Annotated in this window: 12 protein-coding genes; 8 read left to right on the top strand and 4 right to left on the bottom strand. The window is 67.9% G+C overall.

Annotated elements, in window-relative coordinates; genetic code table 11:
• The first annotated feature begins 362 nt into the window (after positions 1 to 362).
• From IU450_RS14980 to cysC, 4 genes are all read left to right on the top strand, one after another.
• A complete protein-coding gene (locus IU450_RS14980) occupies positions 363 to 1,382 on the top strand; it encodes a hypothetical protein (protein ID WP_195150388.1) in 1,020 nt (339 codons plus the stop codon).
• A 3-nt stretch (positions 1,383 to 1,385) separates the two neighbouring features.
• The gene (locus IU450_RS14975) at positions 1,386 to 1,925 is read left to right on the top strand and encodes a peptide deformylase (RefSeq protein WP_195150387.1); all 540 of its coding nucleotides are present in this window, start codon (positions 1,386 to 1,388) and stop codon (positions 1,923 to 1,925) included.
• Between the two features lie 21 nt (positions 1,926 to 1,946).
• On the top strand, positions 1,947 to 3,200 hold the full coding sequence (locus IU450_RS14970; protein ID WP_195150386.1) for an MFS transporter: 1,254 nt from the start codon (positions 1,947 to 1,949) through the stop codon (positions 3,198 to 3,200).
• 88 nt (positions 3,201 to 3,288) lie between these two features.
• Complete coding sequence (gene cysC, locus IU450_RS14965) at positions 3,289 to 3,843, top strand: adenylyl-sulfate kinase (protein ID WP_416382872.1); 555 nt, start codon at positions 3,289 to 3,291, stop codon at positions 3,841 to 3,843.
• Positions 3,844 to 3,965: 122 nt separating this feature from the next.
• On the opposite strand, the gene IU450_RS14960 is transcribed toward cysC, so the two are convergent.
• Positions 3,966 to 4,664: a hypothetical protein gene (locus IU450_RS14960; protein WP_195150384.1), complete on the bottom strand. Its 699-nt coding sequence runs from the start codon at positions 4,662 to 4,664 to the stop codon at positions 3,966 to 3,968.
• A gap of 213 nt (positions 4,665 to 4,877) precedes the next feature.
• Here IU450_RS14960 and IU450_RS14955 point away from each other — a divergent pair, with 213 nt between their 5' ends.
• Together IU450_RS14955 and IU450_RS14950 are read left to right on the top strand one after the other, a co-directional pair.
• Entirely contained in the window at positions 4,878 to 6,050 is a 1,173-nt protein-coding gene (locus IU450_RS14955) for an acyl-CoA dehydrogenase family protein (protein WP_195150383.1), read from the top strand.
• 9 nt (positions 6,051 to 6,059) lie between these two features.
• Positions 6,060 to 7,184 (top strand): acyl-CoA dehydrogenase family protein, encoded by a 1,125-nt coding sequence (locus tag IU450_RS14950; RefSeq protein ID WP_195150382.1) that lies wholly within the window; start codon positions 6,060 to 6,062, stop codon positions 7,182 to 7,184.
• Positions 7,185 to 7,223: 39 nt separating this feature from the next.
• On the opposite strand, the gene IU450_RS14945 is transcribed toward IU450_RS14950, so the two are convergent.
• Positions 7,224 to 7,658, bottom strand: a complete 435-nt coding sequence (locus tag IU450_RS14945; RefSeq protein ID WP_195150381.1) for a hypothetical protein — start codon at positions 7,656 to 7,658, stop codon at positions 7,224 to 7,226.
• 348 nt (positions 7,659 to 8,006) lie between these two features.
• Between IU450_RS14945 and IU450_RS14940 the strand changes: the two genes are divergently transcribed.
• Together IU450_RS14940 and IU450_RS14935 are read left to right on the top strand one after the other, a co-directional pair.
• Entirely contained in the window at positions 8,007 to 8,246 is a 240-nt protein-coding gene (locus IU450_RS14940) for a hypothetical protein (protein WP_324197675.1), read from the top strand.
• An 88-nt stretch (positions 8,247 to 8,334) separates the two neighbouring features.
• Positions 8,335 to 9,165 (top strand): GNAT family N-acetyltransferase, encoded by an 831-nt coding sequence (locus tag IU450_RS14935; RefSeq protein ID WP_195150380.1) that lies wholly within the window; start codon positions 8,335 to 8,337, stop codon positions 9,163 to 9,165.
• Between the two features lie 64 nt (positions 9,166 to 9,229).
• Here the strand turns inward: IU450_RS14935 and IU450_RS14930 are convergent, their stop codons facing one another.
• Both IU450_RS14930 and IU450_RS14925 read right to left on the bottom strand, forming a co-directional pair.
• Positions 9,230 to 10,840: a serine/threonine-protein kinase gene (locus IU450_RS14930; protein WP_195150379.1), complete on the bottom strand. Its 1,611-nt coding sequence runs from the start codon at positions 10,838 to 10,840 to the stop codon at positions 9,230 to 9,232.
• 3 nt (positions 10,841 to 10,843) lie between these two features.
• Complete coding sequence (locus IU450_RS14925) at positions 10,844 to 12,664, bottom strand: serine/threonine-protein kinase (RefSeq protein WP_195150378.1); 1,821 nt, start codon at positions 12,662 to 12,664, stop codon at positions 10,844 to 10,846.
• Positions 12,665 to 12,767: the final 103 nt, after the last annotated feature.

The following is a 12,767-nucleotide window of genomic DNA, read 5'->3' as shown; positions in this document are numbered from 1 at the left end:
CGTCACCCATTATTCGGAAGGTTCGGCTCATGGGATCAGATGCGGCAGTCACCGACGCGTCAGCGGATCGTCCCCGCTATTGGCACAATCAAACACTTCGCACGTATGCCGCGGTCGCCGATGGTTGGCGGATGTACGACACGGTATACCGGCACACCGAGTGGGATCTCGATCGGCTCACGGCCCTGTCCGCGGCGCGCCTGCGGGAACTGCTCGCGTTGGTCGCCGAGTACGGAACGGCAGAGCAACGGGCCGCGATGGCGGGAACCGCCGGGGGCGACGATCCGCGAAGCGTCATCGATCGCCTCCCCGTCCTACGGAAGGCTGATCTGATCCGGCGGCCGCACGAGTTGCGTACCGGATTGCTCGACCCGGTCGATGTGTTGCGTGCTCGGACCTCCGGCACTACCGGCGAGCCTGTCGTCATCGAACACGGGGAATCGCATCTGATCAACGGCGTGGCCATGCCCATGCGCGTCTTTCACGCCTACGGTCTCGCTCCGGGCTTTCGTACTCTGCGCGTCACCTGTGACCCGCGGCACGATTTGGTGCACTTCAGTGGTGACGCCGCGACCTGGACGCGCCTGCGGGTCAACATCTCCAAGGTCACCACTGCCAACGCGCGCTACGTCGAGCGACTCGTCGCGGACTTCAAGCCGGATGTCGTGTGGGGGCAGCCGATGGAAGTCCTGGTGCTCGCTCGCATGACCACGGCGGGTGAGCTGGCGATACCGAATCCCACATTGTTGCTGACCCATGGCGACACGGTGGACACGCAAACGCGCAGAGCTCTCACCGCCTCTTTCGATGCGCCGCACCGGGATATCTTCGGATTACAGGAGTTCGGGCAAGTAGCTTGGGAGTGTCCAGCGGAAGCGGCGACATATCACGTCAACGAGGAGCGAGTGCACATCGGTCTCGACTCCGACGGTGCGTTGCTCCTGACCAATCTGATCAACTCCACCATGCTGATGGTCAAATACCGGCCGGAAGACCGGGCCGAGCTACTCGGCCGATCGTGTACGTGCGGACGGGCACTGCAACGATTGCGCGGTCTGGAAGGCAGGCAACGTGGCTTCATCGCCGACAAAAACGGTGCTCCGATGAACGTCAAGCCCATACAGCTCTATCTCGAATCGCTTCCATTGCACCGCTGGCAGGTCAAACAGACCGAACCAGGGAAGGTCGAAGTGTTGCTCGTGCCCGAGGAGCCGACTGTCGATTTCGATACGGGTCGAATCATCGCCGCGATGAACCTGTCGGAGGTCACGGTGCGCCGAGTCGAACTCGAAGAGTTGCTGACCGAGGGCGGGAAATCGCTACGCTTCGACCTGTTCGTCAACCAGCAGAATTTGGCACGTCACCTCACGGAAGTGAGGTGAAGGATGCCGCAGGACGTTCGAATAATACGTCTCGATGAGCCCGGTCTTCGTGTCCCGGCTACGTCGGTGCGCGATCCGGGATCCGACGCCATCGATCTCGCCGCCGTCGCCGCCGGGCTGACCACCGCGCTGACGCGGTACCAGCGGTCGGGCATGGCCGCACCGGTGATCGGTACTGCGGTGCGGATGATCGCGCTGGACGTCGACGGCATGTGTCAGGTTCGCCGTCTGTCCGGCGTGGCATCCGGAGCGGTAGTGCACTTCGATCCGGAAATCACCCCGCTGGCCGGGGAAATGGCCGAGGATTACGAGACGTGCGTCAGCATCCCGCGAACGACGGGCCTGGTCGCCCGCCCGTCGCGGATACGCTATCGAGCGACCACGAGCTCCGGGGAACCCGTCGACTGGGAGTTGTTCGGACGCGCGGCTCGGGTGGTCGCCCATCAAGTCGATCACCTCGACGGCGTTCTCTTCCTCGATCACGCCGATCCGAGCAGTGTGGCGAGCATGCCCCGGCTTTCGCGCGATGACTCCGGAAGGTGACCGCGCCGGCGGGTGCGTGAAATGAAGACATTGCTGTCGCTGAACGGCTCCGCGCGAATTCTCGTGCTAGCCGCGCTGGTGAATTCGACCGGCACCGGATTGTTTCTGGCCGGCGCGGTGTTGTTCTACACCACATATCTGGACATACCGATCACGGTCGTGGGTGGCGGGCTCGGGATCGCGGCGGTAGCGGGAATCTTCGCGAGTGTCCCTCTGGCCGGGTTGGCCGACCGATTCGGGGCGGTGCGCACGCTGGCGGCACTCAACTGCGCGTTGGCTTTCGTGTACTGCGCCTACCTGCTCATCGAGGGAGTTCTCACCTTCGTCGTGGCCGTTTCCGTGGCGACAGTGCTCATGCGGGCCGTTCCGCCGGTGAACCAAGCGGTGGCGGGCATGGTCGTCACCGGCATCGAGCGCTCCACAGTTCTGGCGACGATGCGCGCCACTCGAAACGGCGGAGTCATGGTGGGCTCGGCCCTCGCCGGACTCGGGCTCGCGGCGGCGGGAACCACCGGCTACTTGATCATGCTCTTGGGCAATGCCACGTCTTATCTGATCTGTGGCGCCCTCGTCTACCGGCTGCGTTCGATGGAGAAGTCGCCGCTGGAAATACGGGCTCGCGGATTGCCCGCCGTCCGAAACGTCCGATATCTCGCGCTCGGCCTGGCCAACGGCATGCTAGGGCTGCACGCCACGATGATGATCATCGCGCTGCCCTTGTGGACGACAGCTCGCACCGATGTGCCCAGCGCGTTCATCCCCATGATCGTCACGATCGGGGCGCTGTTGGTGGTGCTTCTGCAGGTTCCGCTCGGCAAAGGGATCAACTCGGTGCATTCCGCTCGTTCGGCGGTGGTCCGAGCCGGTATCGCCTTGGGAACCGCCTGCCTGCTGATGGCATTGATGGCCGAGGTTCACGGTCCGATACTCGGCGCGGTGGTGTTGTTCACGGTGATCAGCACTCTGACCATAGGAGAGATCTACCAAACGTCGTCGGCATGGGTCATATCGCACGATCTGGCGCCAGAGGGACGTCGCTCCGAGTACATCGCGACATTCTCGCTGGGAATGTCCGTCCAGCAGGTTGTCGGGCCACCGATGTTCAGCGCGATCGTCGCTCGTTTCGGCTCAGTCGGCTGGCTGGTGCTCGGAGCAGTGTTCGTCGCGGCGAGCGTCGTCTATCGGAAGAGCATATCCCGCCTATTTCCGGCCTCGATCGCCGAGAATCCCACGGCCGTGGCGGAGAAAAGCGAAACACCGCCTCAGGCGGGCTGAAGGAGATCGTCGTGAATGGTGCTCGGGTCGGATGCGCGGGGTCGCGATGAAGGACAACGCGCAGGCCCGGTCGTCACCGGGGTGCGTGATGCCGCCACTTCGCACGGTGGACGAGCGGCCGGTACGGGGAGCGACGGTGTGGTTCACCGGCTTGTCCGGAGCAGGCAAGACGACGATTGCCTCGGAGTTGCGCGATAGCTTGACGCGGGCAGGTCGTGCCGCTTATCTGCTCGACGGAGATATTCTGCGATCCGGTCTGAACTCGGACCTCGGGTTCACCGATGCGGATCGCCGCGAAAGCGTGCGACGCGCGGGCGAGGTGGCGGCGTTGTTCGCCGATGCCGGACACGTGGTCCTCGTAGCCCTCATCAGTCCGTTCGAAGCTGGTCGTCATGGTGCGCGGTTAGCCCATGACGCCATCGGAGCCGCCTTCTACGAGGTGTTCGTCGACACTCCACTTCCCGTATGCGAGACACGGGACCCGAAGGGTCTCTACCGTGCCGCACGGCGAGGAGAGTTGCGAGATTTCACGGGCATCGATTCTCCGTACGAACGCCCACGAACCCCTGATCTCACGGTTGTGCCGAGCGACGGGACGGCTGCCCGGATGGCGGAGGCGATCCGCAGCGAGCTGGCCCTCTGAGACAGTCCGAAGTCTTCCGGGCGCGGTGGCGTCGAACGCCGGGGTCGCGATGCGGGCTCGACTACGAAACGGGCCGGGTTGCGAACCTGCCGGTGCCGCTGTGCCGCTGTGCCGCTGTGCCGCTACGGGGTGGCTTCGCCGCCGGAGCCGCTCGGGGCGGGCTGGGCGGGAGCGGGAGCCGCCGGTGCGGGAGCGGGGAAGTCCGGAACGGTGAACAACCCAACGGTGGGCGTCATCACGCAGTGGGCGAACGGATAGTCGATGATGCCCCACATCGAGGCGAGGACCGTGCCGGGCCCGCTCTTGACCGTCTTGGACAACGACGGCAGACGGTACTCGGTCACGTCGTCGAGCGGGTCGATGCCGCTGGCGCCGGTGTTGACGTTCACCCACGCGACGACGAGCCCGGAGGCCAGCGGCGCGCCGGAGTGCGAGGGCGTCGCGCTGAAGCGCAGCTCGCCGGGCGCGACGTTCAGGTCACGGCCGGTACCGCCGCCGTCGGTCGTCGCGGCCGCGATGATCGTGGTGATCGGCCCGTTGCTGCCACAGCCGAATGTGGGCGCGGCATAGGAGAACGGGGTGAACACGCTGGAGACATCGCGCAGGTTCGCGGCGTCGACCAAGGCGGCGTACCGCGTGAGCGCGGCGACGCCCTCCCGTGCGGAGGCGTCGGCGCCGGCGAGGTCGGTCAGATGGGTCAGGGCGGCGTCCACCGGAGCCTGGGTCCGCTCGGCGGTGGCGGGTGCGGAGAAGGTGAGAACCGCGCCGATGCCGAGGGATGCCGCCGCCGCGGCGGCGCGTGCGATGGTCCTGCCGTTCACTCGTTCTCCTCGCTACCGAACCCTGCGGGGATACCGAACCCTGCGGGGTCCCCGACCCACGTGCAGCAACGTACCAGCTCGCGGCGGCTGCCGTCCCGGGGAGCGGGGGACGCTGATCGCCCAGCCGTGCCGCCGCTTGTGATCCAGTCGACAATGGAGGATTACCGAGGGGTAGGTTTGACTCGGACGTACGAGACACGCAGGGAGATGCGTATGAAACTATCCTTGTCCCCCGACGACGTCGCCTTCCGCGACGAACTGCGCAAGTTCTATCGGACCGAGATCCCGGCCGAGATCCGCGAGCGCGTCCGGAACGGCCGCGAGCTGTCCCGCGACGACATCGTCACCGCGCACAAGATCCTCAACGACCACGGCCTCGCGGTGCCCAACTGGCCCGTGCAGTGGGGCGGCAAGGATTGGACGCCGATGCAGCGCCATCTCTGGCAGGACGAGATGCAGCTCGCGTCGGTGCCGGAGCCGCTGACGTTCAACGCGCAGATGGTCGGCCCGGTGATCGCCCACTTCGGCTCGCAGGAGCTGAAGGAGCGTTTCCTGCCGCCCACCGCGGCGCTGGACATCTGGTGGTGCCAGGGCTTCTCGGAGCCGGACGCGGGCTCGGACCTGGCCTCGCTGCGCACCACCGCGGTCCGCGACGGTGATTCCTACATCGTCAACGGCCAGAAGATCTGGACCACGCTGGCCCAGTACGCGGACTGGATCTTCTGCCTGGTGCGCACCGACCCCAGCGCGCCCAAGAAGCAGGCGGGCATCTCGTTCCTGCTGTTCGACGTGAAGTCGCCCGGCGTCACCATCCGCCCGATCAAGCTGATCGACGGCGGGTACGAGGTGAACGAGGTCTTCTTCGAGAACGTCCGGGTTCCGGCCGACCAGCTGGTCGGCGAGGAGAACATGGGCTGGACCTACGCGAAGTTCCTGCTCGGCAACGAGCGCACCGGCATCACCGGCGTCGGCCGCACCAAGGTCAAGCTCGGCGTGGCGAAGCAGTACGCGGCGCAGACCAAGTCGGGCAACGGCACGCTGCTGGAGGACCCGGTCTTCGCGGCGCGGGTCGCGGAACTGGAGAACGAGCTGCTCGCGCTGGAGCTCACCCAGCTGCGGGTGGTCTCCAACTCCTCGGACGGCAAACCGAATCCGGCCTCCTCGGTGCTGAAGCTGCGCGGTTCCGAACTCCAGCAGGCGGCCACCGAGCTGCTGCTGGACATCGCGGGGCCGGACGCCATCCCGGTGGAGGCCGACGACATCGCCTCGCCCGGCTGGGCGCAGCGCAGCGGCCCCGCCTATCTGAACTACCGCAAGACAACCATCTACGGAGGCTCCAGCGAGGTGCAGCGCACCATCATCGCCTCCACGATCCTCGGATTGTGAGGCGACACCATGGATTTCGATCTCACCGATGAACAGGTCATGCTCCGTGACACGGTCCGTGACCTGCTCGCCCGCACCTACGACGCCGAATCCCGGCTGAAGGTCGTCGAGTCCGAACTGGGCTGGAGCCGCGACGTGTGGCGTCAGCTCGCCGATCTGGGCGTGCTCGGCCTGAGTTTCGCCGAGGAGGACGGCGGCGTCGGCGCCGGTCCGGTGGAGACGATGGTCGTGCTGGAGGAGGTGGGCCGCAGGCTCGCGCCGGAACCGATCCTGGACGCGGTGCTGGTGCCCGGTGGGCTGATCGCCGCGGCGGGCAGCGCCGAACAGCGGCAGCGGATCCTGCCCGAGGTCGCCTCGGGCGCGAAGCTGCTCGCCTTCGCCCACGCCGAGCCCGGGGTGCGCTGGCCGTCGAGCGAGCCGGCGACCACCGCCGCGGCGCAGGGTGACTCGTACACGCTGACCGGCGTGAAGAACCCCGTCCCGCACGGTGACAGCGCCGACGAGCTGGTGGTCAGCGCCACGCTGCCGGACGGTGGTGTGGGACTGTTCCTGGTCGCGTCCGATGCGACGGGCGTGGTTCGCAAGTCCTACCGCACGGTGGACGGTCAGCGCGGCGCGCAGCTGGAGCTGACCGACGCGCCCGCGGAGCGGCTCGGCGAGGGGAACGCGGCCGAGGCGATCGCGTCGGTGCTCACGCACGCGCAGGCGAGCCTGTGCGCCGAGTCGGTCGGCGCCATGGAAGAGGCGTTGCGGCTGACCACCGATTACCTCAAGCAGCGCAAGCAATTCGGGGTAACCCTCTCGAAGTTCCAGACGCTCACCCAGCGGGCGGCCAACATGTACGTCTCGCTGGAACTGGCGCGCAGCATGAGCCTGTACGCCACGGCGTCGCTGGCGGACGGGGCCGACGATCCGGTGATCGCGTCGCGCGCGCGGCTGCAGGTCGGCCGCGCGGCCCGGCACATCGGGCAGGAGGCGATCCAGATGCACGGTGGCATCGGCGTCACCGCGGAGTACCCGGTCGGCCACTACGTCGCCCGGTTGACCGCGATCGAGCGCACCCTCGGCAGCGGACTCGAGCATCTGCGAGTGCTCAGCTCCCGGGTGGGCGACTACGAGCTGCCCGAACTGTGAGTAGTGCCGCGGTGGTGCGTGGGTACGCACCACCGCGGGTCACTCGTCTTCGTTCTGGGGGTTCGCGTGCAGTTGCGTGGGCGCTTCGTTCGATGACTCACTCGTGGGCGTCCGCGCGGCGGCCGGTGGGCGCGAGTCCTCCGGCGGCGCGGCCTGCGAGGTGTCCTCGTGCGGATTCCGCTCGGACGGCTCGGCGGTGGTGCTGCTGATGAAGCCCGCGAACGGGGTCGGACGCCGCTGATCGGCGGGCGCGATCCGCCACGTGGGCGAGGGCGGGATGACGACCCTGGGCGTCATCGAGCCGGTAGTGCTTTCCTGGACCACGGGTTCGGCGTATTCGCCCGCCTTCAGTGGCGGGGGCGGGACGTAGGTGTCCTGCTTGCCGACGCCGCAGGCGCCGATCAGGACGAGTCCGATGGAAACCGCTCCCGCGGCGATCGCCGGACCGGCGATCTTGGCCCTGCTGCTTTCCAACGGTGACGCTCCTCGTGTGTATCGAGTCGACTCACCATAATCGAGGCCGGTCGGCCAGGCGAGGCGAGTGGTCGCTGGGGGTACGCCGGACGGCGCGGGTAAAACGGTTCTGATTCAGATATCGAATTGGTCTCTTCGGCGTGTCGCGGGCACGTGTCGCTATCTTCCGGCGTCCCGGAGTCGTAGCGTGTGTGAGCAAAGTTACGCGTGAGACGCCGGTTTCAGGATGAGAGACACGTTGTGTGAGAACGTGATAGTGGTTCTCTGACCGGCGTCATCGAGGAGTAGATGATGGGAGCTTACTCGACAGCGTCGCGGCGTGGTTCATCCCACGCCGCGGAGGATGCGGTGTCGGCAACGGCGCAGCATCCCGCGTCGAATCAGCAGGCACGCACGCTGTCCACGATTCTGTCGCGGACGCTCGCCTGGTTGATCTTCATCGGCGGACTCGTCGGGGCGGTGCTCGGCATCGCCGGCCTGCACGTCGAAATCACCGTCGCCGGTCTCATTCTCGCGTGCACCGCGGGACTGGTGCTGCTCAAACTCCGCACGGGTGGCGGCGATTCAGGTGGCGGCGAAACCGACTGAGCGAACCGGCCGGTCGCCCCGGTGCCCGGGTCCGTGATCGGCACGAGAAATCGGGGCGCGCAACAGTTTCGGCGCCTACCGTGATTTCATGAGGATCGAGATCACCACCGACGCCGCCGAGTTCCGCTCGGTCGCGGGGTCGTTTCTGCTCCGCGATCCATTGCGACACACCGTGATCACCACGAGTGTCGCCAACCACGTCACGGGCCTCGACGCCCCGGCCGAGGCCTCGCGCTTCCTCTCGGTCCACGGCACGGACGCCTCGGTCGTCGGCGCCGCCATGCGGGTGGCCGGTCGCGACGTGTACCTGGGCGAACTACCGCCCGAGGGCATTGCGGCGGCGGCTCGCGCGCTGGCCGACGTGGTCCCCGAGACCGCGGGCGTCGAGGGCGTCGTCGACGATGCGACCGCGTTCGCCCAGCACTGGTGTGCGCTGCTGGGAAAGGGTTTTCACCAGAGCTACGTCACTCGGCTGCACCGGCTCGGCACGCTGCGGATCCCGGATGTGCCCGGAGCGCCACGCCGAGCCGGTGCGGCCGATGTCGCGCTGTGCCGGGACTGGCTGGCCGCCATGCGGGCGGAGTCCGGCCAGGCGTCCGGCCTGGACGAGGCCGCGATCCGGCGCCGAGTGGACGCCGGACGCTGGTGGCTGTGGGAACACGACGGGCAACCGGTGAGCTTTGCCGGCCACCACATCCCGATCCAGGGCTGGTCACGGATCGGGCCCGTCTACACGCCGCCGCAGGGGCGCGGCCACGGCTACGCCGGCGCGGCCACCGCACATGTTGCCCAGCTGCTGCGCGCCGAGGGCCTGGACGTCTGTCTGTTCGCCGACAGCGCGAACGCCACGGCCAACCGGATCTACCGGACGATCGGCTTCCACCCCACCCACGCTTTCGCGCACTACGTCTTCGACTAGCTCGCCAGGCCGGTGCGCAGAGCCGCGGTGAAGCAGGCGAACACCGGCGACCTCGTCGCGCAACTCAATTCAGCGGCGCGGATTTCCACCAATCCAGGAACTCGGCTTCGGTGGCGATGAATCCGGCGCTGTACATCAGCATGGTCGCCCGGCTCTGGTCCGAGAACGCGGTGACCATGCGCGGGCGCAGGTTGCGGCTGTCGTGCAGCGTGTAGTTCGTGTAGCTGTGGCCGCTGTTGTTGGTGGCGGCCGCGCGGTCGTTGGCCGGTAACGCGTCGAGAACCGTTTGCGCCTCGGCGGGCGAGCCGTAGAGGTAGAAGTCGAAGGACGCCTTGTTCGGCCCGCCGAAGCAGCTCCACATCACCAGCCAGGCACCGAAGTCCGGGTCGTCGTGGTCGCGCGTCGTCGAGGAGTCCGGCGCGTGGGCGAAACAACCCGCTTTGTTGTAGCCGGTTCCGGAGTGCACCAGGCGCTGGGCGGAGGTCTCCGGCAGCATGTCCGGGAACGCGGCGCTCAGTTCGGCCGCGCGGGCGCCGATCGTGGCTCGATCCGTGGTTGCCGCGACGGTCGTGGTCGGACGCTTGGTGGTCGGCGGCGCGGTGGTCGCGGTGTTCGGCGCGGACATCGTCGTGGTCGGTGCGGCCGAGCCGGAAGGCGTGGTGCCGCGCAGCGAGGCCGCCAGGAGAAGACCGGCGATGCCGACCACCATCAGCAGCCCGATCAAGGCGCCCACCGAGGCTTTCCGGCGGGAACGTCGCGCCTGGTGGCCCGTCCCGTGCTGCGCGATCGGCGCATCCGCTCGGTGCGCCGCGGTGTTCGGTCCGGTCGGCGGCCACGGCCCCGCGGGCGCGCTGAGCGCCTGCCATGCGGCGGCGGCGAATTCGCCGCACGAGTCGAAGCGCTCGCCCGGGTGCTTGGCCATCGCCTTGGCCAGCACGGCGTCCAGCGCCACCGGCACCCCGGGGCGCAGCCTGCTGACCGGCGGCGGCGGTGCGCTGAGATGGCCCTGGATCACCGCGACCGGATTGGTGGCGTCGAACGGCACCGTGCCGGTCAGCAGCCGGAACAGTGTGCAGGCCAGCGAATACTGGTCGGCGCGGTGATCCAGTGGCGCACCGGACAGCTGCTCGGGTGCGGCGTAGGCGAGGGTGGCGGTGAAGGTTCCGGTCTGGGTGAGCCCTCCCGCGTCGTCCCGCAAGCGAGCGATGCCGAAGTCGGTGAGAAAGACGCGCTCCGCCGCGCCCTCGCCGCGCTCCAGCAGAATGTTCGCCGGTTTCACGTCGCGGTGCAGCACACCGCGGCTGTGCGCGAAATCCAGTGCCTCGGCCGTCGCCGCGATGATCTGCACCGCCCGCTGCGGCGGCAGCGTCCGGGCGTCCAGCGCGGCGGCGTCGGTGCCGTCGATGTAGCGCATGCAGATCCACAGCCGGTCGCCCTCGACGCCCCGGTCGAACACCGTGACGATGTTCGGGTGGTCCAGCCGCGCGACGAGGTCCGCCTCCCGCACGAAGCGGGCGCGGATCTCCTTGTCGTCGAACAGCTCCGGGTTCAACAGCTTCATCGCCGTCAACCGGGGTAGCCGCGGATGCCGGGCCAGGTACACCGATCCCATCCCGCCGCGCCCCAGCAGGCGTTCGATGGTGTACCCGGCGAATACCTCGCCGGTGCTCAGCATCGGTCAGTTCAGCGGAGCCGAGCGCCACCAGCGCAGCAGCTCGTCGATGGTGGTGTGGGCGAAGCCGTCGGTGTACATCAGGAACTGGGTCCGGTCCGGGTCGCCGGTGAACGCCGTGACCATCTTGGCGCCTTCGTCGACGTACTTGTAGTTGGTGTAGGTCTTTCCGCCGTTGGTGTCGGTGGACTTGGTGGCCGAGGACGGCAGGCCCTTCAGCACCGCCTGTACGTCGGCGGGGGTCTTGTAGGCGTAGATGCGGTAGTACGGATCTTCGTTGTTGCCGCCTTTGAAGCAGCGCCACTGCGCGGCCCAGTCGCCGAACTCCGGGTCGCCCTTGGACGGCGACGGCGGTGAGCTCGGCGAGGCCAGCCAGCACTCGGCGCCGTTGTAACCGATCTCTTCGGTCTTGGAGGCGGGCACCATCCGCGGGAACTCCGCGCTGACCGACTCCGGGGTCGCGTCGACGAGGTTCGGTTTCACCGCCGAGGTGGTCGTGGTGTCGGCTTGGTTCGAGCCCGAATCGGAGACCGCTCCGATGATGCCGAGCACCACCAGGATCAGCACGACCACGCCCACCGCCAAACCGACGATCAGACCGGTGTTCTTCTTCTGCGGCGGTCCGGCCGAAGGGTAGCTGTGCGCGCCGTGCGGCGGTGCGGGCGGTGCGGCGAAGGACGCGAACCCGGATTGCTGGTGGGCGTAGGGGTTGACGGCCGTGGGCTGCGGCGCCGAGCCGGTGCGCGGACCGGGGTTCGCCACCGGGGCGGGCGGGGGAGTCGCGGGCGATGCCGCCGCGAGCGAATTCGGCCCGCTGGTGTGCGGAGGATTCACCTGGTGGCCGGGGCCGCTGGTGTAATGGCCCTGCGCCACCGGATACGGCGAACCGGTGGTCGGGATCTGCGGACCGGTGCTCGGGCGCGGACCGGTAGTCGAGTGCGGTGGGCCGGTGACGGGGCGTGGACCGCCCACCACCGGCATCGACGGCACGCTGGAACCGGTCAGCGCCTGCTTGGCGGCCGCGGCGAACTCCGCGCAGCTGCCGTAACGGTCGTCGGGGCGTTTGGCCATCGCCCTGGCCAGGACGCCGTCCAGTGCGAAGGGCATCCCGGGCCGGACGCTGCTCAGCGCGGGCGGCGCTCCCTGCAGATGCCCTTGGATGACCGCGGCGGGGTTGGTCGCGGAGAACGGGCCGGTGCCGGTGAACAACCAGAACAGCGAGCAGGCCAGCGAATACTGGTCGGAGCGGTGGTCGAGCGAGGCGCCGGTGAGCTGTTCGGGCGAGGCGTAGGCGAGGGTCGCCGTGAAAGTTCCGGTCTGGGTGAGATGACCGGTGTCGTCGCGCAGCCGCGCGATGCCGAAGTCGGTGAGGTACACCCGCTCCCCGCGACCGGCGCTGGAACGGGCCAGCAGGATGTTGGCGGGCTTCACGTCACGGTGCAGCACCCCGCTGCCGTGCGCGTAGTCCAGCGCGTCGGCGGTCTCCTTGATGATCTGCACCGCGCGTTCGGGCGGCAGCGATTTCGGTTCCACCGAGGCGGCGTCGATGCCGTCGACGTACTGCATCGAGATCCACAACTGCTCGTCCTCGAGCCCGCGGTCGTAGACCGTGACGATGTTCGGGTGATCGAGCTGGGCGACCAGATCCGCCTCCCGTTCGAACCGCGCCCGCACCTCCTTGTCGAAGAACATCTCCCGATTCAGCAGCTTCAGCGCGGTCATCCGCGGCAGCCGCGGATGTTTCGCCAGGTAGACCGAACCCATGCCACCGCGGCCCAGTTGCCGCTCGATGACATAGCCGGCGAAAACGTCACCGCTGGCCAGCATGACTGCTCCACTTCCCGCCGCGCGCCGGGACCCACCGGCGAACAGGCGTACAGCAAAAGAATGCGTGGCCGGAGATGGGCCCGACCACGGAAAACATCGAAAC

This window comes from Nocardia abscessus, assembly GCF_015477775.1.
Classification (GTDB): domain Bacteria; phylum Actinomycetota; class Actinomycetes; order Mycobacteriales; family Mycobacteriaceae; genus Nocardia; species Nocardia abscessus_A.
Note: the sequence above shows the minus strand (reverse complement) of the source record. Positions and strands in the feature narration are given on the sequence as shown.

What these genes read in the sequence shown, in the direction of transcription:
- IU450_RS14975 (WP_195150387.1), top strand. Translation starts at nt 1,386, where the DNA reads ATGCCGCAGGACGTTCGAATAATACGTCTCGATGAGCCCGGTCTTCGT.
- IU450_RS14955 (WP_195150383.1), top strand. Translation starts at nt 4,878, where the DNA reads ATGAAACTATCCTTGTCCCCCGACGACGTCGCCTTCCGCGACGAACTG.
- IU450_RS14970 (WP_195150386.1), top strand. Translation starts at nt 1,947, where the DNA reads ATGAAGACATTGCTGTCGCTGAACGGCTCCGCGCGAATTCTCGTGCTA.
- cysC (WP_416382872.1), top strand. Translation starts at nt 3,289, where the DNA reads ATGCCGCCACTTCGCACGGTGGACGAGCGGCCGGTACGGGGAGCGACG.
- IU450_RS14930 (WP_195150379.1), bottom strand. Translation starts at nt 10,840, where the DNA reads ATGCTGAGCACCGGCGAGGTATTCGCCGGGTACACCATCGAACGCCTG.
- IU450_RS14925 (WP_195150378.1), bottom strand. Translation starts at nt 12,664, where the DNA reads ATGCTGGCCAGCGGTGACGTTTTCGCCGGCTATGTCATCGAGCGGCAA.
- IU450_RS14935 (WP_195150380.1), top strand. Translation starts at nt 8,335, where the DNA reads ATGAGGATCGAGATCACCACCGACGCCGCCGAGTTCCGCTCGGTCGCG.
- IU450_RS14950 (WP_195150382.1), top strand. Translation starts at nt 6,060, where the DNA reads ATGGATTTCGATCTCACCGATGAACAGGTCATGCTCCGTGACACGGTC.